This is a genomic window from Sulfitobacter sp. GN1-4 (genome assembly GCF_055693825.1).
In genome coordinates this window covers 2,998,960-3,022,200 of sequence record NZ_JBVFUQ010000003.1, presented here as the reverse complement: position 1 = coordinate 3,022,200, position 23,241 = coordinate 2,998,960, and the positions used below count along the sequence as shown (strand labels likewise).

The following is a 23,241-nucleotide window of genomic DNA, read 5'->3' as shown; positions in this document are numbered from 1 at the left end:
GAATGAAAAAACTTGTTCTGACAGGCGCAGCTGGCCGACTTGGTTCTTACCTGCGCGAGCCCATGTCGCAAATGTGCGATGAGCTTGTTTCGACAGATATCGTTGACGATATCGGCACGCTTTATCCCGGTGAGACTTATGCCAAAGGGGATCTTGCCAGCCTTGATGACATGATGCGCGTATTGGAAGGCGCTGACATGGTCGTCCACATGGGGGCCTACGCGGATGAAGGGCCGTTCGAAAAGCTGCTTGGCCCGAATTTTGTGGGTGCCTACAACATTTGGGAAGCGGCCTATCAACGCGGCCTCAAACGTGTTGTCTACGGCAGCTCTATTCATGCAGTGGGCATGCATCCCAAGAACGAGTTTATTGGAACGGATGCGCGCCATCGGCCTGATACGTTCTACGGGCTGGCCAAGTGTTTCGCAGAAGATCTGGGATCGATGTATTGGGACAAACGTGGGCTTGAAAGCGTGCATATGCGGATCCTGTCCTGCGCGCAGGTGACCAACGCCCGCGCACTTGGGTCGTGGTTGTCCTACGATGATCTGATCCAATTGGTTCAGCGCTGCATCGAAACGCCCGTGACCGGCTTTTCGGTGGTATATGGCGTGTCGGACAACGACCGCGTGCCAGTGGATAATTCGAAAGCCAGCTTTCTGGGCTACCGCCCAAAAGACAATGCCGAACAATTCGCCCCGGCCATTCTGGCTGAGACCGACCCAATGGACCCTCAAGACCCCGGCCACATGTGCCACGGCGGGCCATTTGCCTCCGTAGAGTTGGGCAACAGCGGCGTGGCCACCATGAACATCATCGACGACACCAAGAAAACCTGACGAGGAGACAGAGAGTGCCAGACGAAAAGGCCGCATTGATTACCGCTGGCAACTTCGACAAGTGCCCTGCCTCCTGAAAAGAGCTAAACTAGATTAGCGGACGCTATGGTGGGCAGGACACACGTTCAACGTTCAGGACAATCTACCGTCGGCCATCTGATCCGCCATGAAGTATATCGACCACACTTCGCTTGGGGCTTCCGGCACGGCCAACGGTTCAGGCTCTTCAACACTTTGGACCATGAGAATGAGGCGATCCCCACTTGCCTTCTTCTTCTGAAGCCGAAAGCGGGGTGTTCCGCAACACCCTCAAACCGCCTATAGATAAGAGGCTGACTTTTCGTAACTTAGGGCCGTCCCGTTTGACAGTTGCAGACATTGATATGGAAGCCTGCACAGTTCAGGATGCGGTGCCGCGAATTGCTTGTGCCTATGGCGTCGACTACGTCACGTTGCACCTCTTTCGGTCGGGCGAAGACGCACAGAATAAAGCCTATGTGCGAACCAACTACCCGGATGCTTGGATCACCCAATATTTGCTAAATGACTATGTTCGGATCGATCCGATCCTGCAAATGGCGGAGCGTGTCGCGGGGCCGTTTTGCTGGTCCACCGTTACGCCTGCAGGTCCGCAGCTTGAGGTAATGGAACAAGCCGCAAAACATGGTCTTGGGCAGACCGGCTTCAGTGTCCGCCATGTTGATGCGATTGGCCGGCGGAGTGTTCTGTCGTTCAACGCGCACAATGCGCGGGGGGTGACGTCTGGGAGCCCTTTCTCCCAGACATGCGCAGTGGTTTGATCCAATTGGCCCATGACATTCATCACATGGCCTTGGCTGAGATCTACGCGGATGCAGAGCCGCTTCCGCAATTGTCCCCACGTGAGATTGAGTGTCTGAGGTGGACGGCTGAGGGCAAAACCCACACCGATATCGCCATCATCCTTGGTTTATCTGAGCATACGGTGCGCGGCTATTTGAAAGATACGCGGATGAAACTGGATTGCGTCACGCTTGCTCAGGCTGTGTCTAAGGCCTCCGCTCTTGGGCTGATCTAGCGCGCCAGGGCCTTCTGCCCCGTTGCTCCCCCCACAATTGCGGGGATATCTCGCATCCTCTTGGCCGCCTAGCTTTGAGACGTTCCGCACAGGCGGGATGGATCAACAGCAAAGGAAACACCATGGCACAAAGTGACCCTCTCCACCTTCCCCAAGCAGAGCGACCTTTGACAGGGTCGGCGCAGACGGATCCGATTTCGCAGTTGGACGGTCTGAATGCGGCCATTGAGACTTACTTCCAGGCAATTCACGCCTGTGACGTCGAAAAGTTGGAAGATGTCTTTCACCCTCAGTCCAGCCTTTTTGATGCAGATAACGGAGAAATCTTCGTCGAACCGATTGACCAGTTTCGAGCGGATGTGGCTGGGCGGACGTCACCGCAGAGCAAAGGCCAGCCGTTGGAAGCTGAGGTCTTGATGATCGATTACCTCTCGGCACTGAGCGCGACGGTGAAGATACGTATCCGCGCGCACCAGAATGTCTTTGTGGATCATTTGGGTTTCGTGAAAGGGGGCGCGGGTTGGAAAATCGTCTCAAAAATTTGGCACCTAGAAGAGATCCGGGCGTGATCAATCGAACGTTTGTGGGCTCCGAAGGAAAGGAATGAAAATGTCAAAGCTTACTAAGTTTGCAAAAGCATCCGCGGCCCTGTGCCTGACCGCATTGGTGGGGTGGGGGGGCTATGAGGTGTTTCGCCCGGCCTACGACGGAACGGTCGGGATCGCACGCGGCAAGGCTTATGCCCTTGCCCGCGATACTCATGTCTCTTTCGATATCTGGTATCCAGCCGCCCCTGGGGGCAAAGCGGTTACCGTTGGTGGCAATGGTGTTTTTTGGCAGCCAGGCTGGCCGCAATGCGCCCCGGCGTGAAGGTCAATTCCCCCTGGTTCTCATTTCACATGGTGCTGGGGGCAACGCTGGTCAATTTGGCTGGATCGCGTCGGAACTGGCGGACAATGGGTATGTTGTGGTCTTGCCAAACCATCCGGGCACCACAAGCGGCAATGCCAGCGCACAAGCGGCAGTGCGGGTTTGGGAACGGCCCAAGGACATCACGGCGGTTCTGGATCATATGAACAGCCACCAGCATGAGTTCCCCAATGTGGACTTTACCTCAATCTCGACCGTTGGGTTTTCTGCAGGCGGTTATACGGCCCTTGCCGTTGCGGGCGCGCGCGTCGATCCGGATCGCTTGCAGCGGTTTTGCGATGAAACCGATCATGGCATGTCCGATTGTGCATTCCTGAGGCATTTCGGCGTTGATCTGCACCAGCTCGACTTGTCGCCTGCCGCGCAGGATCTTCGGGATGTGCGGATCACCAATGGTGTTATCGTCGACCCCGGGATCATCAGCACGATCACGGATGACAGTTTGTCAGGTATTGAAATCCCGCTTTATGTCATCAACCTTGGCACCAATGAAAGCGTCCCGGCTGGGGTCCATGCCTTGCGCGCGTCACAGCAGATCCCGAATGCGGAGCATACCTTCATCCCTGATGCCACGCATTTCAGCTTCCTTGCTGAATGCAAGGAACGCGGACCGGAAATCCTTGAAAAGGAAGGGGAGTTGGATCCGTTGTGCGAAGACGGCGGTGGGCGCAGCCGGGGTGAAATACACGCCGATCTGGCACAACGCATCGTGCAATATCTTGACCAGCAGAACGCCATGACAGATTTGCACGCCTCGTCTGCGGTAGCTGATTGATGTTCATTCCGTAACAGGCAGTAGGTGCGGTGAAAGTCTCTTTTGCCACGCCATTGCATTTTTAGTCGACCCGCAGAAACTCCCCAACGTGGCGCGAAGGTCCCACTCTGCCTGTTCTATCGCGCCACAGGTCGGGACGATTGAAGGGCCTGGCCAGGCCCGCATCCTTGCTGCCAGCAGCGGCAACGCTGCCGGCTTCGTATAGGGGCCATCCCATCAGCGTATGATGTCAACGAAGCTCTCAGCTGCCCTTGTTCCGGTAGGCGCGTATCTCATCGACGTCGAAGCCCATGTCGTTGTCGACAAGCGGATCGGCCATAAAGTCATCCTCTTTGGGAACGACAAAGACCTTGCTGACCAAGTAACGGGATACGCGTTCGAACGGTGTGCGATTTCGCGCGCCTGCGTTGGCAAGTGTGATCATCAGGCGCCCAACGAAACCGCCCGGGACGGCGTTAATCAGCTTCGACAGCATCGGCGGCGACCTCTTTTCTTACAGCAGCGGTGGACAGTTTTTCGATGCGGCAAGGTATCCCTTTGAGATGGGGTATGCCTTGCTCATGATCCATGAAAGGCGTGTCATCGCGGCACATCATTGAATCGGCATGCAGCATGGCCCCAGACAATTTTCCGACACCGCCCTCCATTTCGGGTTTCCACCAACCATGCGGCACCCGCACCAGATCGTCAGGCATTTTGTCCGAGATTTGCACCTGCATTTTCAGGGTGGCCAGCTCATTAGTGATGTGGACCCATTCGCCATCTTCAACTTTCCAATGCGCCGCGGTCCGGGTGTTCACAAAGACCCGCGGTTCGGGGCTGTGTTTGCGCATCTCGGGGACATGCCTGTTGCCGGTCTGGAAATAGGAATCCTCGCGCACGCCCGTGAACATCATCAGCGGATAGCCCTCTGGCATGGGCGGGTCCTCACGGAAATAGGGCAGGGGGTCAAAACCCAGCCCCTCCAGAACAGAGGAATAAAGCTCCACCTTACCCGATGGCGTGGCAAAGCCCTTTTGCTCATATTTTTTGTATTGGACAGGCTCAAAATGAACGTCAGTGCTTGCGGCAAATTCGTCAAACGTCATGCCGAGGCCCTTGAGGCGGGCGTCGTAGAAATCCATCAAACTGTCCCACGGCACCGTTTCTGGACGCCCAATGGCATTGGCGAGCAGTTTCCAAAACTCCCAGGTGCTTTTGCATTCGCCCAAGGGTTCCATGCTTTGCTCAGAGGGCCGGATGAAGCCAAACCAGCCGAACGCATCGGACAGCCAAGGCCGCTCATGCCAGCTGTCGCCGGGCAGCACGTAATCTGCCAATTGGGCCGTCGGCGTCATCACATGGTCCTGCACGACAACCAGTTCCTGGTTCATCATCCCTTTGATGATCCGTTGGCCATTGGCGTAACTGAGCACCGCGTTGTTGCCTAAAACGAAGAAAGCTTTGACATCATAAGGCCCTTCACCGGCCATCGCTTTGAACAGTGATGACGGGTTCGCCATGTAACAGCCCGTGACCTGATTGATGTATTCATGCCCCCAAACCCGCTTGAGCGGTTCGTTGAGTGCGGTTTGCCCATGATAGGTGTAGGCCGGATGCTCCAACGTGCCGAGCTGCTTCATCTTCTGTTCGTGTGGCAGCACCTCGTGCATCTCAATCTCAGATTCGGTCATGAAGCCCTTGATCAAGCCCTGAAACGTCTCGCCGCCGCGTACATCCAGATGTCCACAGACTGCGCGCAGAATGCTTTGCAGGCGGATGGCCGAGGTTGAATTGCGCTGCATGTCCGTGATTGGCGTCCAAGGGATGATCGAAGGGCCTTCGGTCGCATACATCCGCGCGGCTTTGGCAATCATCTCAGGCGCGCATCCGGTCAGCTTCGCGACCCGCTCAAGCGGAAATTCATTCACCCGCGCGCGCAGCTTGTCAAAACCGACGGTCCAGTCCCGGACAAATTTCTTGTCATAAAGCCCTTCGTCAAAAATGACCTTGAGCCAGCCCATCATCATCGCCGCATCGCTGCCAACCTTGAGGGGTAGATACACATCCGCAAGCTTGGACCACTCACTTTGTCGGGGGTCCATGATGATCAGCTTGGCACCGCGCGCGACCGCCAGCCGCACGTATTGATAGATCATCGTCCAGCTGTGACGGCGCGGGTTATGGCCCATCAACACGATGCACTTGGTGCTGTGAAAATCACCCAAGGGGAACCAACCATAGGTCATGCGATTGATCGCTGCCGTGTTGCCCGCACAATAGGCCACGCCAGATGTCCAGTTGGGTGAGCCGACGTGGTTCATGATCCGGCGGCCGATGCCGTGATCTGTTGCGGTGTTCCACTGGCTGGTGGACACGGCCCAAGCCTCGGGCCCGTGCGTTTCGATGATGCCGTTGAGGCGGGAGCCAATATCAGCCATGGCCTCTTCCCAGGTGACCCGCTCCCACTTGTTGCTGCCGCGCTCACCGACCCGCTTGAGCGGATGCAGGATGCGGTCAGGGTGGGAAAAGCTTTTGGGCGTGATAATCGCCTTCATGCAAATGTGGTCGCGAAAGAGAGGGTTATCAGACGAGCGGACCCGCACGACCTGTCCGTCAACCGTTTCTGCCACGACGGCGCATTGCATATCGCAGGACTGGCACAGTGTTCTTTTGCTCACGACCCCTTTGCGCGGGTTCTTGAGAATTGGCTTGGTGTGGCCGTGGGCCTCTTCCCCCAAGGGAACCGGTGCTGGCATTATAATTCTCCCTTTTTTGAGCGTGCATTGTGTCTGAAAACCGCTCGACTGAAGCGAGGGTAGCAATTATTTGGACAATTGAACATATTTTTTGAAAAACCAAAAAAGGGCGTCGCGCCTCCTTCACGTTGCAACATGCATTCACAGATCCCGCATCAAGCGGGCAAACGGGTCTTTGGCCAAGGCCAGACCCGCTGCCGCATCTGGATCCTGCGTTACATGCCGGAACAAGCCATCAATAGCAGCATAGCTCACGACCGCGCCGTCGGTGGATCTGTCTGCCCAGCTAGTAAGAAAGCGTTACTCAATCTCTTGGATCACGGTCCGCAACTCAGGATCAAAAACCGCCTGGTTGCGGATATCAAACCGAAGGCAAAGCCGATGCGCATCATAAACGCCGGCCGCTGCCAACCGGCTCGCAAGCACGTTAATCACGTCCTCAGGCCCCTGGGTGTCAAAGCGCCAGCGCGCATGGTTTCAAGACAGGCGCCTCAATAGACTGTTGGGTGAAATGATCGATCAGATCGCGTAAGCTCGTTTTGAGTTAGCCCAACGAACACAGCGTATAGATGGCGCTCTGGGCCAGTCGCGGTTGCAGATGTGCGTGGCATCCCATGATCTGTTCTGCACCCTACCACGCCAAGCGGCACGTGCGCGCTTGATTGTGAAATCCAAGGCGTAGCCTGCGCCGTGCACATCCGGGCGAAAAAAGCCGGGCAAGCGGGTTTTGGGGGATCAGTAGGGTAAGGACATCCCGCTCGTCTGCCTTGGGCGCGTAGGGCATCCCCGGCTAAGCCTTTCGGTAATGCGCAGCCGTTGGAAGCCCTTACCGCTATCCTTTCACTTGGCGTGATAGGCTCGGCTCAGCGCGAAGCTGTCTTCGAACCAATGCCACAGCACCACTTGGCCATTCCGCACCTTGGCACGCAATGCAAAGCTGAAGTCGCCAATTTCCTTGCCGCTTGCGGTCGTGATCCCGTTCATCACACCGAACACAGCGACTGTATCGCCCGAGGCAAAAGCATCGGTGTTTTCCCATTTCGTCGTTTGAAGCCCGGCACCAAAGACCCCAAGAAAATCAAAGATCGCATCCTTGCCTTTGATGTCGCCGTGGATCCAGGGAACGGTTTTGTCCCCTTCGTTGTGCCATACCATGTCGTCCGCCATGAGGGGCGACATCGCCTCCGGCCCTTCGTTCATCGCGGCCATAAAGGCCATCACGGTATCAAATGAGGCTTGGCTTGTTGCGTCCATGGTCTGTGCTCCTGCGGATTGTGTGAGGATCGCCACCAGCGTGCTGGCAAGCGTCGTTTTGAGAAGGGTGCGTCGGTTCACGTGCATGCTCCTATTGCGGGTCAAGTGGGGCGGGTCTGGCGTGTTTTAGGCGTCAGAAAAATCCCAAGTCAGGTTGGGGTCTTCGCGAAATGCGAAGCGCTCAAGATGGCTGGTGAGCACTTGGGTGACCTGGTCCAATTGACTGCGGTCTGGCGCTGTTGCTTTGAATGTCAGGCACTTGGCGTCGGCACTCAGGTCGCATTGGCCAAAGGGAAACGCCACATGACCGCGCTCCGCTTGGAGTTGCGTAGGGACTTTGTTGGAAAAATGCCTGCAAAGCGCCTGCATATGGCGGGCGGCGTGTTCGGTCATGAAGGTCGCGGTGGCGTTCATCTGGCGCTCATCTCGTTACGTGAGATGGAAACTACGCCCGCCAGTTTGCGTTGGTAATGGGTTCATTTCTGAAGTCATAGTTCGGCCAGGTGGAATAATCTGTGTGAGCCGTTCCGATGGCAAAGGGGACGCGCCACCCGGGGCGAACCCATCAAAGACCTCTTGGGAAAGCCATGCTTTCAGCTTGAGGATAATTCGGGTATTCCAACGGTCATGAATGCATTAATTTGTCAGTTCGAATAATGATCGATCACCTGAAACAGATGGCCATCTTTGCCCATGTCGTTGACGAAGGCTCTTTTCGGGCGGCAGCACAGCGGGTGGGGTTGTCGCCCCCAGGGTCAGCGAAACGGTCTCAGAGCTGGAGGATTACCTCGGCGTCACGCTGCTTCATCGCACCACGCGTAAAATCGCGCTGACCTCTGAGGGCAAGATGTTCTACTCACGCGTCGTCGAAATGATGCGCAGCGCTGAGGCCGGTCTGAACGAATTGAACGCTTTGACACTTGAGCCGGTGGGCGCATTGCGCCTGACCATCCCCGCCTTTCTTGCCGCGGGGCCTTTGACCACTGCAGTTGTGTCTTTTGCCAAGTTGCATCCAAACGTCGCCTTTTCAGTCAGTTACACGGATAACCGGCAGGATCTGTTGGACAGTGGTTTTGATCTGAGCATCCGGGCAGGGTGGCTTGACGATAGTTCGATGATGTCACGCAAACTGGCGGATGGGCAACGGTTCTTGGTTGCAGGGGCGGGCTATGCCGCACAGCGCAAGCTGCCGCGCCGTCCCAAAGACCTCGAGGAGTGGGATTTCATTCGCTACAAAAACCGACCTGATACTACCGAACTTGTCGGGCCAACCGGAAAGGTCGAAAAGGTCACTGGCCAGGCGCAAATCGAAGTGGATAGCATAGATGCGCTTTACCACCTGGCAACACAGGACGCGGGTGCTACGGTCTTGCCCTCATTTCTAGCGGACCGAGGCATCGCATCTGGGCAGCTTGTCAGGCTGTTGCCTGAGTGGCACCTGCGCCCCTTAGGTATCTACGCCGTTTGGCCGGACAAATCGCGCCGCGAAAGCCTGACGTTGTTGTTTGTTCGCTATCTGGCAGAGCAAGAGCTTTGCTAAGGCGGGGAGATGATTGGCCTTAGTTAACGATATCGCCTGGGCATTTCCGCCTGGTAGGCCGTTTCGCCAATTGTACTGCCCAGTTCCCTCGGGCCGACCCTGGTATGCACCCTATCCAGGCCTCTTTTGTCCATGAACTGCTCAAACCAGCGGAGCAACCGTTCGGCCCAGCCGAACAGTCATATCTGCGGGCGCAGGGTTATCGCGATAGGGGCCACCGCCCATTTATGTGCGATACTGTCACTGATCAGCTGGAGCCACGATGAGCCTCATCAAGACCGTCAAGAACACCCTTCAAAGCGCAACAGGCCGCAAAGGCCCTCGGATTTTGACCGTGAAGAAAGCCTGGCACCTGACGCCAAACATGATCCGCGTGACCTTCGCGGGGGCTGCGCTGGCCGGGTTTCCCGAAAGGCGTGAAGGCGGCAATTGCAAATTGCTGATCCCGGAGCCTGATGAGACGCAGGAGGCTTTTGAGGCGCGGGTACATTCAGGCCCCATGCCCGTGCGCCGCACGTACACGGTCCGGGCCTACCGGGCGGCAGTGCAAGAGCTTGATATCGACTTTGTCGCGCATGGTGACAACGGCCCGGCATCGCGCTGGGCGACCAACGCGAAACCTGGGGACTTTCTGGGTTTCATGGGGCCAAGCGCGCCCAAGATGGTCGACTTTTCAGCGGATTGGTATCTGGTCATGGCAGACCCCTCCGCATTGCCTGTGGCTGCGGCCGCTTTAGAGGCGATGCCGAGGGACGCGCGGGGTGTTGCAGTTTTTGAGATCACCTCTGAGGCGGACCAACAACAGATCGACGCCCCAGAAGGCATCGAAATGCATTGGCTGGTGCATCCAGATCCGTCAAAACCCTCCACCCAGCAAGAAACATTTCTGCGTCAAATGCCCTGGCCGCAGGGGCGGGTGCAGACCTGCATCGCGGGCGAGGCTGACGTCATCCGAAACATCCGCGTGTTTTTGCATCGCGAAAAGGGATTGCCGCGCAGCGATACCTATATCTCGGGCTATTGGAAAATCGGGCTGTTGGAGGACGAGCATCAGCGCCTAAAGCGCGCTGAAGGCTGAGGGTGTTTGCGGGGGCAGAACTATTGCGCGTTGGGCCTGCATGGAAGAGTTAGCAAAAGGCGCAAGACCGCTAATAGGGTCTGCGCCAGATCCTGACAGTTTGGCCCAAGGAACGATCTGGGCGACCAGCGCGTGGTGACTAGCCCCCCATCAATTTCAGCACCGCTTTTGAAATCGGACCGTAAGGTGGATAGAGCAATTTGACCCCGGTGAAGGACCCGATACCGCGCTGCTCGAAAACTGATTTGGCATGGCTGAACGTGTCAAACCCTTCTCGCCCATGATAGCTGCCCATGCCGCTTGCCCCGACACCACCAAATGCAAGGTCCTCTTGTATGTACTGCAACAAGGTGTCGTTCAGACCAACCGAGCCTGATGAGGTGCGCCGCAAAATATCCCTTTGCGTGGTCTTGTTGTGGCTGAAGCAATACAGGGACAGAGGTTTATCGCCCGCGTTCACGTGGGCCACGGCATCTTCCAGCGTTTCGTACCCAATGACGGGCAGGATCGGGCCAAAGATCTCTTCCCGCATCAACCCGCAATCAGCAGGTGGATTAAGAACGAGTGTCAGCGGGAACTTGAACGTCTGGTCCACGACACTTTCGTGGATGCCGTAGGGTTGAATGACCGTGGCACCTTTGTCTTCCGCTTCCTTCACCAGCTCTTTCAACCGCCGGAAAAAGCGTTCTGACACCACAGCGGTGTAATCATGATCAAGGATGCTGTTGAAATGGTGTTTGAAGTTGCGCACCACATGATCGGCAAATGTTTGCACCTGCGCCTTTGGCACCAATACATAGTCAGGCGCGATACAGGTCTGGCCTGCGTTAAACGACTTGCCCCAGGTGATGCGCGTTGCCGCTTCTTTGATAGAATAATCGGGGGCGACAACGGCAGGGCTTTTGCCCCCCAGCTCCAGGGTGACGGGCGTCAGGTTGGGTGCTGCTGCGGCGGCGATCAACTTGCCCACTCTGGTCGAGCCGGTGAAAAGCAGGTGATCAAAGGGCAGGGCGGCAAACTCGGCTGCCAATTTGGCATCGCCCGTGTGAACGGTCAGAAGCTCGGCCGGAAAGGCGCGCGAGATAAGTCCGTTGAGACATTCAGCGGTGTGCGGCACCTCATCCGACATCCAGATCATGGCGTTGTTGCCTGCCGCCAGCGCGGCGACCAAGGGGGCAACAGCGAGGTGCAGCGGATAATTCCAGGGGGCCATGATGCCCACAACGCCCAACGGCTGTGGCACGACGAACGACTTGGCGGGCAGGGACCAGAATGAGGTGTGTCGTTTGCGCATCTTCATCCACTTGCGCAGGTTCTTTTCCGCGTAATGGATCGCCCCGTGGCACCCCAAGATTTCGGCGATCACGGTTTCAGACCGGCTGCGGCAGCCGAAATCCTTGTTGATGGCGGCAATCAGGTCTTCTTTGTTCGCCGCCAACGTGGCGTTGAGCCTGTCCAGACGTTCAAGCCGTGTCTCCAGGTTTGGAAAGGGGTTTGCCTCAAAGGCGCGGCGCTGGCCGTAGAATACAGGCTGAATGGCCGAAGAGGCTTCGGTGATGGCTTTCAATTTTGTCATGCGCAGGTCTTCTCCCTGTCCAGCCCGAGGCGGCCGGTGTTCCCCAAGTTTGGCCAAGACTATGCGCCCAAGGTTGGCTTTGCCCCAAACTAAAGGTTGGGGCTGGGCCGCGGCGCTTTGCCTAGAGCAGGGAAAACGATCTGCCAGGAGATGAAAATGATCGAGATTTCAATTGTAGATGCGGACAAGACCGAACACGCCTTGCAAGCCAAAGCCGGGATGAACTTGATGGAGGTCGCCAAGGCCAAGGACATCCGTGGCATCGACGCCGATTGTGGGGGAAACGCGGCTTGCGGGACCTGCGCCATTTCCTTTGGCGAAAAATGGCGGCACCTTTTGGCGGGGCGGACAGAGGCCGAAGATGACATGCTGGAGTTTTCTGTCCAAGAGCCAGCCAACTGCCGTTTGGCGTGTCAGGTGGAAGTGACCGACGACATGGCAGGTTTGGAGATTGTGGTGGAAACAGAGAGCTTCTGATTTCCGGCCAAACTGACGCCCTGCGCCGTGCCTTAGCTGATAATCCCATGCTTGCGGGCGGCCGCCAGTGCGCCACTGCGGTTGCGCACGCCCAGTTTTTGGTATGCGTTGTGCAGATGCCATTTCACGGTGGCCACCTTGATCACGCGGTGGGCCGCAATCTGGGCGTTGGTCATGCCGCTTTCGGCTAGCCGTAAAAGATCAAGCTCACGTTCCGTCAGATCCTCCAGCGGGGCATCTTCAGCGGTGTCGCCTTCGTCCTTCTTGGCGCTGCCGGGGGCAATGCGGCGCAGCAGCTGGCTTTCGGCTGACGCCTCCAACATGGCTGCGGGTGTGTCGACTAAGGCGCGGCGTTGGATCACATCTTGCAACAGCGGCTCAGCATAGGCTGCGTATTCAAGAAAAGGGGCCACCGCGCCGCTGTTCCACGCCAGATCGGCGGCAAGCGAGATTTCGCGCGCGGCATCATCACCGCGGTCCTGTTGGGCTAGGGCATGGGCTTTTAGTATCTTCAGCCGGGTGGCATCCACCAATGAGATGTTTGATTTCAGACGCCGCTCTAAAAGGTGGATCACTGTCGCGGCCTCATCCACACGGCCCTCGGCAATGGCCAATTCGGCCAATATCTTCTTTTGAATCAGCTGCATGTTTTCGGTTTCAGGTTGAAACCGGGTTTTCCAGCTTTCATCCAAGGCCCCCAGCGCGCTGCCAATTGACGTGCCTCCTGGGGTTTTCCCCCAAGCGTCAGTAGGGCAACTTGCTGGCCGATCAAAAAGAAGGACAGCCGCGGGATACCGTGACGCAAACCTAGGGCGATCCCATGTTCGGTAAGCTCCATCGCCCGCCCGACATCCCCTGCAATCGCTGCCGTCCAGGCCCTGATGCGGTGCGAAATTAGAAGCGGTTCCGCTGGCCCGAAGGAGGCAGAAAAGCCCGTTCCGTTGGCCAACTCTTCGCGCGCTTCCGTCAGATTACCGCTCAAATAAGCGACATCTGCGGCAAGCATGTGAACCAGCAGTTTCAGCAGATCGCTTTCCCCATCCACGGAGGCATCGCTAAGTGCGCGGGCCAGAGGCTTGCGCGCGTTCTCCAGCGTGCCGCTACGGCATTGGGTCATCACATCAATGCAATCGGCCCAAATCGACACATATCCCATGCCCGAGCGGAGCCCATGACTGCGCGCGATGCTGATTTCCTTGGCCGCTTCGCCCGGCTGGTTCTGGGTCATGTGGCAATAGGCGGCGATGTTGCTCAGAATGCCTTGTGTGCTTGGATCAACTTCGATCCATTTTCTGCGCGTTGCGGCGATGCTGCGCAGCGCATCATCTGTCAGGTCGCGCGCCGCCAGCGCCAGCGTTTCCACCGTGTCCGCAAGGGCCAAAAGCTCAGAGGCTTTGCGGTCCGGTGCCTGACCCTGCTCAAGGGCTGCACGCACATCGGTAACGATGCTTTGCGCTTGGTCCGTTGCCAGCGAGAACGTCAGCGAAAACGCGTAATCAAGCATCATCTCAGGGTGCATCATCTGGTGCGTCTTGGGCAGGCTTTCCACCCAGCGGATCATGGTAACAGTGTCGCCGTCCTGGCGCGCGATGCGGGGAGAGGCTTGGGCGATTTGTGCTGCTGCCTCGTCAAAATCGCCGATGGTCAGCAGATAGTCGATGGCTTCATCAACGAGGCCGTTCTCAAGGCACCAAACGCTGGCCCGGCGGCAAATCTCTGCGCGGTCATAGCCTTGCGTCTTTTGGGCCATGTTGATCAGAAAATCGGAAAACATGTGGTGGTAGCGATACCAGTCCCCCGAGCTGCCAATCGCCACAATGAAGAGGTTTTTATCCAGCAACCATTCGATCGCGGCCTCATTGCCCTCTTGCCGTCTGACAGAGGCACAAAGAGGCGCGCAAAACCGATTGAGCGGGCCGGAGGACAGCAAGAAGTCCTGTATTTCGGCCGGCAAGGATTGAAAAATGGTATCCGTCAGGTAGGCAGAGACCTGATCTGAAGCGCCGGAAAAACTGCGGGGCAGGGTGCCCACAGATGTTGGCGTGGAGGCCTGAGAAATGGTGGCGATTTGCAGACCGGCGGGCCAGCCTTCTGTGGCGGCAAGCAGTTGCGCGATATCAGCAGGCCTGGGGTTGGCCCCTTGCGAGACTTCGAAGAACCGTTCGGCCTCATGCTGGCTGAACTTCAATGCGGCGTGGTTTACCCGGATAAAGCTGCCGTTCATCTCGCGCCGCTGCATCTGAAGGTCGGGCGTGTGGCGCGTGGCAAAATACACCCTCAGCTTGGCTGACTTGGCGTCCAAAAAGGCCGACAAACCGCTGAGCGTCCGTTCGTCCGTGACCATGTGCAGATCATCCAGGAAAATCGCAACGGGCCCGTCCACCGCCGCCGCGGCTTGGTTCAGCAATACGAACGCCAGATTGATGCTGGAGGTATCTGTCAGGCTGGTTTGTTGGAAAACCTCAGCTTTGTCGATGACGCCCACCTGCGACATCAGGTCAAAGAAATAATCCAGAAAGGCCGCCGGACTGCTGTCTTGGCGGTCTAAGCTGAGCCAACCGCAGGTCACGCCCCCCGCCTCAAGCCGATCATAGATTTGGCGGAGGAGCGTCGACTTGCCGAACCCCGTGGTCGCAACAACAAAGGCCGATTGATCGGCGCGATCTGCTAAGATCTTGGCGACCAAATCCCGTTCAATATTGTTGCGGGTCAGCGTTGGCGGATGCAGTTTGGTGCTGATCAGCCGCTGACGCATGTTGTTCGACATTTCGTGGCCTGCGTTCCCTTACACCCTCATTAACGTCACTGCACCTGAATGACCCCAACCAAAGTTTGGGGCCTCATGCGGCGCAAACATTATTCTGCCCCGAATATCTTGGAAGAGGGAAGCGGAGATGTCCGATCAAGTGAACCTTAATACTCTGATGAAGCACGGCATGATCGTGATGATAGTCGGTCTTGTCGGCGGCTTTGGGCTGGCCTTTTCCATCCTGGGCCAGATCAGCCTTTCGCCAATCCCCCTTGTCATTCCCTATGAATTACCCGGCACCACCTCAGCCTGGGCGCGGATACATACGGGCTGTTTGATGAACGGTCTGATGCTTATTCTCTTCGCCCTGGTTCTTCCGAAATTTCCGCTCAGCGCCCATTCGGTGCAGCGTTATTCCCTGGGCTTCATTTTGATCGCCTGGTCGAACGTCCTGTTCTACGTCTTCGGGGCGTTTTCGCCAAACCGGGGTCTGGCCCTGTCTGAGACACCTGCGGGGGCGGCGAACTGGGCGTCTTTCTTTGCCTATATCCCGGCGGTCATTGCTGCGGTGCTTTTGATCCTGATCCTGATCAAGCTGTTGATCAGCCTGCCGGGCAAAAACGAACTCTGATTTTTGAAAAAAACTGGGAGGACCTGCCATGTCGATTACTGATGGCCATCCGATGGACAACATCAAAGTGCGTGTCCTGAAATTCGAACCTGACAAAATGAAAAGCCCGATATGGAGCGAATCCTGTCCTGAATTCGCGATCTTTATCAACGCTCTTGGTGTGCATGTCCCCTATTTTGAGCGGTATCTGATTGCGGCTCTCAGCCGGGCAAAGCCTAATATTGAAGATGAAAAGCTGCGCAGCGACGTGTCCGACATCATCGGGCAAGAGGCGCATCACGCCAAGAACTTCATCGACTTCAACAAATACTTGGCCGACAATTACCCCAAGGTCGCGGCTTTGGATGAACATGCCAAAAAGGACTTCGCTGGCATGGCGCGGAGGGATGATCTGCGGCGGCTTGTGGGGTTCACCGCAGGCTATGAAACATTCACGTTTCTGGCTGGCATGATCATCCTCGACAACTACGAACGCTGGATGTTTGACGCCGACCCCATCGTGCGCGCGCTGTGGGTCTGGCATCAGGTGGAAGAAGTTGAACACGGCGCCGTGGCGTTTGAGGCTTATCAATACCTCTACGGAGACGATGAATGGTATCGCCGACGCATGGTAATGGAGGCGCTTTGGCACATCACCAAAGAGACGTGCAAAGCTTACTTCCACATGTGCAAAGTCGAAGGCTATTTCAAATCTGTTCGCGGCACGTGGAAAAGCGTGAGCTTTCTGACCAAAACGATGGCCAAGATGGCTTGGCTCGCCGCGCCCGTGATGAAACGCAACTACACCCCGCGCGACCATCCGCTGGTTAATCAGAAAAAGAACCCTGTCGGCTTTGCCTGGCGTGGTTGGGAGGATGGCGGGGGCGATGTTTTGAGCATCGACAAGAAACGCATGGCCGAGATTTTGATGTACGAATTCGCGGACTGATGTGGTTGCCCCCTCACCGATGAGGGGCACCCGACAAAAGCGTGCGACATGCCTTTCGCTATGAGGCTTGTCGCATGGCGCGCCCTCCCAGTCTGGTCGTCTAAGACGCCATGCGTTCCTGCTCTTCCTCAAACTGGCTGGCGTTGATTTCGAAGACTGAAAGCCGGTCCATCAACCCTTCAAGTTCAACTTCGAGGCTCGAAACACTTGCTGTGTTTTCCTCAAACCGGGCGGTATTGGTCTGGATCAACTGGTTCACAGTTGAGACGTGGTTCACAATGCCTTCGATGGCGTTTGATTGCTTTTGCGTCGTGCCATTCAGATTTCGCGCATGGTCGTTTACGCTGTCGAAAAGCTCTTCCAGCTTAGTGAGTGCTCTGCCTGAGGCTTCGGCGCATTCAACACCATGTTCGATTGAGTCCCGGTTGCGCCCGACGAGTTCCGCAATTTCCTTTGCCGCATTCGAAGAGCGCCCTGCGAGTTCCCGCACCTCAGACGCGACAACGGCAAAGCCTTGGCCGGCAGCACCAGCGCGGGCGGCTTCCACGCCGGCATTCAGAGCCAGCAAGTTTGTCTGAAAGGCTATCGATTCAATAAGGCTGACGACTTGCGAAATTTCGCCTGAGCTTTCTTCCAGTCTGCTCATGGAAGACTTGGTATCGTTGACAACCTTGATGCCATTTTTCGCCTCTGTGGTCGCGCTTTCAACGGTCTGCGACATGTTCTTAGCCAATGAAGCCGTTTCGACAATGTCGCCTGAAAGGTCGCTCAAACCATCTGAGGTGTCGGACAGCTGCATGGCTTGGCGTTCCGCATCCTGTGACAGTTTAATGGTTTGCCCGTTCACCACGCGCGCGTCGGCCAGGACAGAAGCACAGGTCGTGATGACCTTTGAAACCAGATCGGTCAGCGTATCCGCAGAGGTGTTATAGCTGACGCGGATGGCGTCATATTGGGTTGCGAATGCCTCGTCTATGCGGTGGGTCAGGTCACCTCTGGACAGGGCCTCAAGCGCTTGGCCCAGCTTATCCACGACGATCTGTTGCTCACGCTGTTCAGCGGCGCGTGCGGCTTGTGCCCTTTCTTGCGCCTCAACCTTTTCGGCTAGACGCTGTTTTTCCAACGCGGCCTCTTTTTGCACGAACTCGGCCTCTTGTTTTTCGGCCTCTTGCTGCTTTCTGCGCGCTTGCTCTTCCTGGGCGCGTTTTTCTTTCTTAAGTGCTTCTTGTTTGATGCGCAGGTCTTCTGCTTCTTTCAATGAATCCCGGAAGGTGCGCAGCGCCCGCCCCAGGCGACCGAATTCATCGCGACGCGTTGCTTCTCTGAAATCAACGGAGAAATCGCCCTTCTCAAGCTGGTCGATCCCCAAAATGGACGCCTCAAGCGGGCGCGATACCGATTGTGCCGTCAAGAACAGTACAACCGCAAAGAAGGCGATGGCGATAACTGCGATGCCTGCCGCCGTTAGGTTCGCCTGCTGGCTGGCTGATTGAAGCGGCGACAAATCGTAGGCGCGCACCAACTGTCCCATGCTTTCGCCGGCGTGAAGCAATTCGGAGCGCACAACCAGGGTGCTGCCGCTTTCGAACTCTGTCACCGCATCGTTTTGCAAGGCTTGCGAAACCAAGCTGTCCCATTCTTCATTCCACACCTCAGTGGCCTGGACAGTTGCAAAGGGCGCGCCAGAAGATATCACTTGGGCGAAAACGATATAAGGATCTGACAGCAGCCCTGAAATCGTTGTTTCAGCGACCGCGCTGTCAAAATCATATAGGGCCTTTGCCAAGGGGGAGACCAAGGTTTCGCTTAAAAACACCGAACTTTTAAAGGCATAGTTCAGTTCATCGTTGTAATGTTTGCCCCAAAAACCAGACAGGCCCGACACGACGATGAGCAGGCACAAAAGGCCAGGGATCAGCAACCTTTGTCTAACGGTCATGCGATTAGCCATCATTTTGATCTTCTCCAATTGAGCAGCGTCGACGGTCCAACCCGGCTTTAGCGGTGGTTTGTTTAGAAAGACTGAACCGTCAAATTTGAGAAGGTGAGCCCCGTCGATCTGTAGGCCTGCGCGGGGGAAGTATCCGCCGACGGCGTAATGCAAAGCGTCGCTCGGTTGGTGGGTCAGCCACCCGCCATCAGGGTGGCCAGTTCACCAGAGGCCGCCATTTCGGCAATGATGGCATCGACCTGGGGAACAATATTTGCATGTTTTTCATGTAGATAGGTGAATAACTCAAGGCTGCTGAGGGGTGGGTCGACGACGTGAAGGCCGCTGAGACCAAGCTTTTCAACGCTTTGGACCGCATCCGTTGGATTGACAAAGCCAACGTCCACGCGGCCTGCGTTCACCATTTGAACGAGTTGGTCAGCAGAGGCCACTTCAATACTGCTAGCGGCTTGCTGTGCCATGGCGGCTGAATGCGCAATACCCCGGATGGACGCGGCTTTCATCGTTTTGACGTCGCCGACGGAAGTGACTGTGGATGCCGCCTCGGCTTTCACGACGGCTGTGGTTTCGATCGTGAAGACCGGTGTCGGGACACGGATCAATGAGCTGAATTTCTCTCCAATGGCGGCAACACGAACGGCTTCTCCGTCTTTGATTCCGGAAGAGCTTTCGTGCAAGGCGCGTTTGCTTGGCAATTGTGAGATCTTAACGTCAAAACCTGCGCGGGCGTAAATTTTGACCAATGCGGCATAGACCGCTTCGGAACCTGCCACGCCTTCCGGCGCTGCGAGTTCCAGTGATTTTCCGCTGGCAAGCGCGGGAACAGAACACATGGTCGCGACCGACCCTGCAATAAACAACCGACGTGAAAAGGGCATGGAGTTTTCTCCTTAAGAGCTCGTGTTAGACACGTGGCCTTGTAAGAGGGCAGGAGTTAATTTTCCTTTCATGTGATCCTGGGCGCTCTGGCCTTCTGAGAAAGGAGCCTCAGGCGTGCTGCGGGCGCAGTCTGACGTGCTGCAAGAGTTGGACAGCAACAAGACCCTAGGCCTAGCCTTGGTCCTTTTTCCACGCCGGGACGTTCAACAGCGCTTCGATCAGCAACTCTATGCGAATGGGCTTGGTGATGTAGTCATCCATCCCGGCCGCCAGACACATTTCCCGGTCGCCTTGCATCGCGTTTGCGGTCATCGCGATGATCTGCGGACGCGCTTTGCCATGGTCGCTGTTGATCCGACGCGACGCTTCCAACCCGTCCATTTCGGGCATCTGCACGTCCATGAGCACAACGTCATAGGTCTGTCGCGCGACACTTTCGCAGGCCTCAATGCCATTGCTGGCCAGATCAATGCGGTAGCCCATCTGTTCCAGCAAACGCGTGGCGAGCTTTTGGTTCACCAGATTGTCTTCGGCCAATAAGATGCGCAAGGGATGACGCTGGGCCATCGCTGGGTCGGCCTTGGGTTTGTCCGCAGTTTTTGCCTTTACCTTGGTCGCAACCGCTGGCGCAAAGAGCGTGACCAAGGTGTCAAAGAGCTGCGATTGGCGCAGGGGCTTGGCCAAGGCAGCAGCAAAGAGCGCATTGTCCGCCTCGGTTTCGCGCAGCCCAAGGGAGCTGAAGAGGATTTTAGGCAGATCAGGCTTTCGCGATGCAACCTCGCGGGCCAGGGCCAGCCCGTCCATCTCAGGCATATGCATATCAAGGATGGCCAGATCGAATGCGTCTCCTGCATCCAGTGCAGCGAGCGCCTGCGACGGCGTGGAAAACGCGCGGGTTTGCATGCCCCACTTCTGAGTTTGAAGCGTCAGGATTTTGAGGTTGGTGGCGTTGTCATCCACCACCATCAACCGTTTTCCGCGCAACTCGGATTGCTCACCCGTCAGGCTCCGGCTCTCAGTTTTTGGCAGGGCGGCGGGGTGGGCTTCTATCGTGAAATGGAAGGTCGATCCTTTGCCCGCGCCATCGCTTGCCGCCCACATCGTGCCGCCCATCAGTTCGGCCAGTCGTTTGGAAATGGCAAGGCCCAGCCCGGTGCCACCGTATTTGCGCGTGGTGGAACTGTCGGCTTGGCTGAAAGATTGAAAGAGCCGGCTCATGCCCTGATCTGTCAAACCAATCCCGGTGTCGCGCACGCTGAATTCCAGCGTGGTCTTACCGTTCTTGGAGGGGGCTGCGCTGATGGATAAAACCACTTCGCCCGCTTCGGTGAATTTGACGGCATTGGACAGCAGGTTCAGCAAAACTTGGCGCAACCGCGTGAGGTCAGCGCTGATCCCAACCGGGACGCTGTCATCATAGATATAGGCCAGCTCCAATTGTTTTTCGGCCGCGCGCCCGCTGATCAGATCAAGTGCGGATTCGATGCAATTGCGCAGATCAAACGGGTGGTTTTCGATGTCCATTTGCCCCGCTTCGATCTTGGAGAAATCAAGAATTTCGTTGATGATCCCCAAAAGCGCATCGCCGCTGTCGCGGATTGTGCGTGCATAATCGTCTTGTTCATCGTTGAGGTCTGTATCCATCAACAACCCGCTCATCCCGATCACCGCATTCATCGGTGTGCGAATTTCATGCGACATCGTGGCCAGGAAGGCGCTTTTGGCCTCATTGGCTTTTTCGGCCTCCTCGCGTGCTTCCTGGGCCTCCATAAACAGGCGAACGTTTTCAATGGCGATTACCGCCTGGTCGCAGAAGGATTTTGCGACAGCAATCTCTTCTTCGCTGAAAGGACGTGCGACCTGCCGGATAAAAAGCATCACGCCATAGGACGTCCCCGCCCGCATCAGGGGCAGCATCAAAGAGGCGCGAACGTTGTATTTCTCATAGGTTTTTTGCTCAAATTCCGTCAGCGTGACACTTTGCCAATCGGGCAGATGTAGCATCTCGCCTGACTGCATAACCTGACTGGGAAAGTTCATATCGGGGTCAAATGGGACCTGGTTGTTGGTCTCATCGATCAGTTCCAAACCATCTTTCTTGGCGCGGGCGATGACTTTGAAATGATCCTCAGACAAGATGGTCGCGCCGACCATATGACAATCCACCAGACGTACCCCGGCTTGAACGATTTCCTCAAAAAACTGGTCGCACATCTGTGGGCGAACGGCTGATCACGCGCAGGACATCCGCGCTTGCGGTTTGGCGGGCCAGTGATGTTTGCGTTTCATTGAAAAGCCGTGTGTTTTCAATGGCGATGAGCGCTTGATCACAAAAGCTTTCGGCCAATTCGATCTCTTCTGGGGAGAAGGCGCGCGGTTGGGAGACGCGGGTAAAAACCAAAACCCCCAGGGTATGGCCGTCGCGGATCATCGGCAGGAAGACGGCGGATTTCATGCCGAACTTTGGAACAGAGACCTTTTCATGGACCGGCAGCTCAACCGCTGACATGTCCGGGATGTGGACCATCTTTCCGCTCAGGAACACCTGGGATGGGTAGTTCAGCGCGGCGTCGATTGGCACCGGTTCGGGGCTTAGATTGGCGATGCGGCCCGTGTTCTGAAAGCCGCCTTCGGGGATGAAATGATCTCCGTCACGGATCATGACGGCGGCCCCTTCGCAGGACAGCAACTGAATGCCGGTTTGCGCAATGGCCTCAAAAACCGGCGTTGCATCCGCCTGCGCGCTGCTGATCACGCGCAAGATATCTGCGCTTGCGGTTTGACGGGCCAGCGATGTCTGCGTTTCGTTGAACAGCCGTGCATTCTGGATGGCAATCACGGCCTGGTCAGCAAAACTGTCCAGCAATGAAATGTCCTCAGAAGTGAACGGTTTCACCTCGCGCCGGTAAAGCGCAATGGTGCCAATGCCCTGGTTCTTGTGCACAAGCGGGATCGCCAGATGGGTGCGTATCCCTTCCTCATCAACCGCGCGGCGTCTGGCCGCATCGCCTACGCGATAAAGATCTGTTTCCTGCAAGTCGGTGATGTGGACGGGACGTTTTTCAAGAATGCTGTTGGGAATGGAAAGACCCGGCTCTAACGCCCAGCGGGTCTTGCCCACTTCAAGCGCGGCAAGTTGATCTCCGTGATGGGCGATCAGGTCTACAAAGTGGCGTTCAGGATCGACAAGGCTGAGGCTGGCCATTGGGGCATCGCAAAGCTCAGCCGCGCGGCTGAGGATCGCGTCAAACACCGGTGCCAGATCGTCTTGGGTTTCGCTGATCACCCGCAGAACATCTGCGCTGGCGGTTTGGCGCACCAGAGCGGTCTCAGTTTCGTTAAACAGTCGCGCATTCTGGATCGCAATCACGGCCTGATCGGCAAAGCTTTCAAGCAGGTCGATATCTTGCTCTGAGAACGGTTTAACCTCTCGCTTATAGGCGGCGATGTTGCCGATCACCTTATCTTTGTGGATCAGGGGTATGGCCAGAAAGGTGCGTATGCCTTCATCGTCAACAACCCGTGTGCGCATCGGATCGCCCGCGCGGTAGCGGTCGGTATCTTTCAGGTCATGCACATGGTTTGGTTTTTGGGTATGAAAGACCAGCGTTGTGGCACTCGGGTTTTCCACATCCCAAACCGTTTCCCCCACCTTGAGGTAGTTTAGATCATCGCCCCAATGGGCCATCAGTTTGGCCGTCTTGCCGTCGTTCGCCAGAATGTTGAGGCTGACCAAAGGCGCTTCGCAGATTGCGGCCGCGCGGGCCAGAATGGCGTCAAACGCGGGTGTTGCGTCATCCACTGAGCTTGAGATCACCTCCAGCACTTCGGCAGTGGCG

23 protein-coding genes and 1 pseudogene are annotated in these 23,241 nt (G+C 56.5%); 12 read left to right on the top strand and 12 right to left on the bottom strand.

The window, feature by feature from the left end:
• The first annotated feature begins 2 nt into the window (after positions 1-2).
• The 6 genes from ACZ1HM_RS15475 (at position 3) to ACZ1HM_RS15450 (ending at position 3,601) form a co-directional block, all read left to right on the top strand.
• On the top strand, positions 3-839 hold the full coding sequence (locus ACZ1HM_RS15475) for an NAD-dependent epimerase/dehydratase family protein (protein WP_472743565.1): 837 nt from the start codon (positions 3-5) through the stop codon (positions 837-839).
• Between the two features lie 263 nt (positions 840-1,102).
• On the top strand, positions 1,103-1,639 hold the full coding sequence (locus tag ACZ1HM_RS15470; protein ID WP_472743564.1) for an autoinducer binding domain-containing protein: 537 nt from the start codon (positions 1,103-1,105) through the stop codon (positions 1,637-1,639).
• Positions 1,624-1,896 carry a helix-turn-helix domain-containing protein gene (locus ACZ1HM_RS15465; RefSeq protein WP_472743563.1) on the top strand — a complete coding sequence of 91 codons (273 nt, stop codon included), beginning with the start codon at positions 1,624-1,626 and terminating at the stop codon, positions 1,894-1,896. Before ACZ1HM_RS15470 ends, ACZ1HM_RS15465 begins: the two co-directional genes overlap by 16 nt.
• Before the next feature lie 122 nt (positions 1,897-2,018).
• A complete protein-coding gene (locus ACZ1HM_RS15460) occupies positions 2,019-2,465 on the top strand; it encodes a nuclear transport factor 2 family protein (RefSeq protein ID WP_472743562.1) in 447 nt (148 codons plus the stop codon).
• 40 nt (positions 2,466-2,505) lie between these two features.
• Complete coding sequence (locus ACZ1HM_RS15455) at positions 2,506-2,766, top strand: hypothetical protein (RefSeq protein ID WP_472743561.1); 261 nt, start codon at positions 2,506-2,508, stop codon at positions 2,764-2,766.
• Positions 2,720-3,601, top strand: a complete 882-nt coding sequence (locus ACZ1HM_RS15450; protein WP_472744638.1) for an alpha/beta hydrolase family protein — start codon at positions 2,720-2,722, stop codon at positions 3,599-3,601. The genes ACZ1HM_RS15455 and ACZ1HM_RS15450 overlap by 47 nt, the downstream gene beginning before the upstream one ends.
• A 241-nt stretch (positions 3,602-3,842) precedes the next feature.
• Here ACZ1HM_RS15450 and ACZ1HM_RS15445 read toward each other — a convergent pair whose 3' ends face one another.
• From ACZ1HM_RS15445 to ACZ1HM_RS15425, 5 genes are all read right to left on the bottom strand, one after another.
• On the bottom strand, positions 3,843-4,025 hold the full coding sequence (locus ACZ1HM_RS15445) for a hypothetical protein (protein ID WP_472743560.1): 183 nt from the start codon (positions 4,023-4,025) through the stop codon (positions 3,843-3,845).
• Positions 4,026-4,056: 31 nt separating this feature from the next.
• Positions 4,057-6,339 (bottom strand): molybdopterin-containing oxidoreductase family protein, encoded by a 2,283-nt coding sequence (locus ACZ1HM_RS15440; protein ID WP_472743559.1) that lies wholly within the window; start codon positions 6,337-6,339, stop codon positions 4,057-4,059.
• 300 nt (positions 6,340-6,639) lie between these two features.
• Positions 6,640-6,774 (bottom strand): hypothetical protein, encoded by a 135-nt coding sequence (locus tag ACZ1HM_RS15435; protein WP_472743558.1) that lies wholly within the window; start codon positions 6,772-6,774, stop codon positions 6,640-6,642.
• A gap of 405 nt (positions 6,775-7,179) precedes the next feature.
• Positions 7,180-7,674, bottom strand: coding sequence for a nuclear transport factor 2 family protein (locus ACZ1HM_RS15430; RefSeq protein WP_472743557.1), 495 nt, complete (start codon positions 7,672-7,674; stop codon positions 7,180-7,182).
• Between the two features lie 45 nt (positions 7,675-7,719).
• Positions 7,720-8,007: a DUF2218 domain-containing protein gene (locus ACZ1HM_RS15425; RefSeq protein ID WP_472743556.1), complete on the bottom strand. Its 288-nt coding sequence runs from the start codon at positions 8,005-8,007 to the stop codon at positions 7,720-7,722.
• Positions 8,008-8,249: 242 nt separating this feature from the next.
• On the opposite strand from ACZ1HM_RS15425, the pseudogene ACZ1HM_RS15420 reads away from it, so the two are divergent.
• The 3 genes and pseudogenes from ACZ1HM_RS15420 to ACZ1HM_RS15410 form a co-directional block, all read left to right on the top strand.
• Positions 8,250-8,428 (top strand): annotated as a pseudogene (locus tag ACZ1HM_RS15420) (helix-turn-helix domain-containing protein); the annotation flags it as partial.
• A 12-nt stretch (positions 8,429-8,440) separates the two neighbouring features.
• Positions 8,441-9,133: a substrate binding domain-containing protein gene (locus ACZ1HM_RS15415; protein WP_472744637.1), complete on the top strand. Its 693-nt coding sequence runs from the start codon at positions 8,441-8,443 to the stop codon at positions 9,131-9,133.
• Between the two features lie 262 nt (positions 9,134-9,395).
• Positions 9,396-10,211, top strand: a complete 816-nt coding sequence (locus ACZ1HM_RS15410) for a siderophore-interacting protein (RefSeq protein ID WP_472743555.1) — start codon at positions 9,396-9,398, stop codon at positions 10,209-10,211.
• 139 nt (positions 10,212-10,350) lie between these two features.
• On the opposite strand, the gene ACZ1HM_RS15405 is transcribed toward ACZ1HM_RS15410, so the two are convergent.
• Positions 10,351-11,787, bottom strand: coding sequence for a coniferyl aldehyde dehydrogenase (locus ACZ1HM_RS15405; protein WP_472743554.1), 1,437 nt, complete (start codon positions 11,785-11,787; stop codon positions 10,351-10,353).
• 156 nt (positions 11,788-11,943) lie between these two features.
• Between ACZ1HM_RS15405 and ACZ1HM_RS15400 the strand changes: the two genes are divergently transcribed.
• Positions 11,944-12,264: a 2Fe-2S iron-sulfur cluster-binding protein gene (locus ACZ1HM_RS15400; protein WP_472743553.1), complete on the top strand. Its 321-nt coding sequence runs from the start codon at positions 11,944-11,946 to the stop codon at positions 12,262-12,264.
• 32 nt (positions 12,265-12,296) lie between these two features.
• On the opposite strand, the gene ACZ1HM_RS15395 is transcribed toward ACZ1HM_RS15400, so the two are convergent.
• Complete coding sequence (locus ACZ1HM_RS15395; RefSeq protein WP_472743552.1) at positions 12,297-12,911, bottom strand: helix-turn-helix domain-containing protein; 615 nt, start codon at positions 12,909-12,911, stop codon at positions 12,297-12,299.
• A complete protein-coding gene (locus ACZ1HM_RS15390; protein WP_472743551.1) occupies positions 12,902-15,031 on the bottom strand; it encodes a winged helix-turn-helix domain-containing protein in 2,130 nt (709 codons plus the stop codon). The genes ACZ1HM_RS15395 and ACZ1HM_RS15390 overlap by 10 nt, the downstream gene beginning before the upstream one ends.
• 127 nt (positions 15,032-15,158) lie before the next feature.
• Between ACZ1HM_RS15390 and ACZ1HM_RS15385 the strand changes: the two genes are divergently transcribed.
• Complete coding sequence (locus ACZ1HM_RS15385; RefSeq protein ID WP_472743550.1) at positions 15,159-15,644, top strand: hypothetical protein; 486 nt, start codon at positions 15,159-15,161, stop codon at positions 15,642-15,644.
• 28 nt (positions 15,645-15,672) lie between these two features.
• Positions 15,673-16,572: a metal-dependent hydrolase gene (locus ACZ1HM_RS15380; RefSeq protein ID WP_472743549.1), complete on the top strand. Its 900-nt coding sequence runs from the start codon at positions 15,673-15,675 to the stop codon at positions 16,570-16,572.
• 100 nt (positions 16,573-16,672) lie between these two features.
• Here the strand turns inward: ACZ1HM_RS15380 and ACZ1HM_RS15375 are convergent, their stop codons facing one another.
• The 4 genes from ACZ1HM_RS15375 to ACZ1HM_RS15360 form a co-directional block, all read right to left on the bottom strand.
• The gene (locus tag ACZ1HM_RS15375; RefSeq protein ID WP_472743548.1) at positions 16,673-18,511 is read right to left on the bottom strand and encodes a methyl-accepting chemotaxis protein; all 1,839 of its coding nucleotides are present in this window, start codon (positions 18,509-18,511) and stop codon (positions 16,673-16,675) included.
• Positions 18,512-18,696: 185 nt separating this feature from the next.
• Entirely contained in the window at positions 18,697-19,401 is a 705-nt protein-coding gene (locus ACZ1HM_RS15370) for a substrate-binding periplasmic protein (RefSeq protein WP_472743547.1), read from the bottom strand.
• 172 nt (positions 19,402-19,573) lie between these two features.
• Positions 19,574-21,616, bottom strand: coding sequence for a GAF domain-containing hybrid sensor histidine kinase/response regulator (locus tag ACZ1HM_RS15365; RefSeq protein ID WP_472743546.1), 2,043 nt, complete (start codon positions 21,614-21,616; stop codon positions 19,574-19,576).
• On the bottom strand, positions 21,597-23,204 hold the full coding sequence (locus ACZ1HM_RS15360; RefSeq protein ID WP_472744636.1) for a GAF domain-containing protein: 1,608 nt from the start codon (positions 23,202-23,204) through the stop codon (positions 21,597-21,599). The genes ACZ1HM_RS15365 and ACZ1HM_RS15360 overlap by 20 nt, the downstream gene beginning before the upstream one ends.
• Positions 23,205-23,241: the final 37 nt, after the last annotated feature.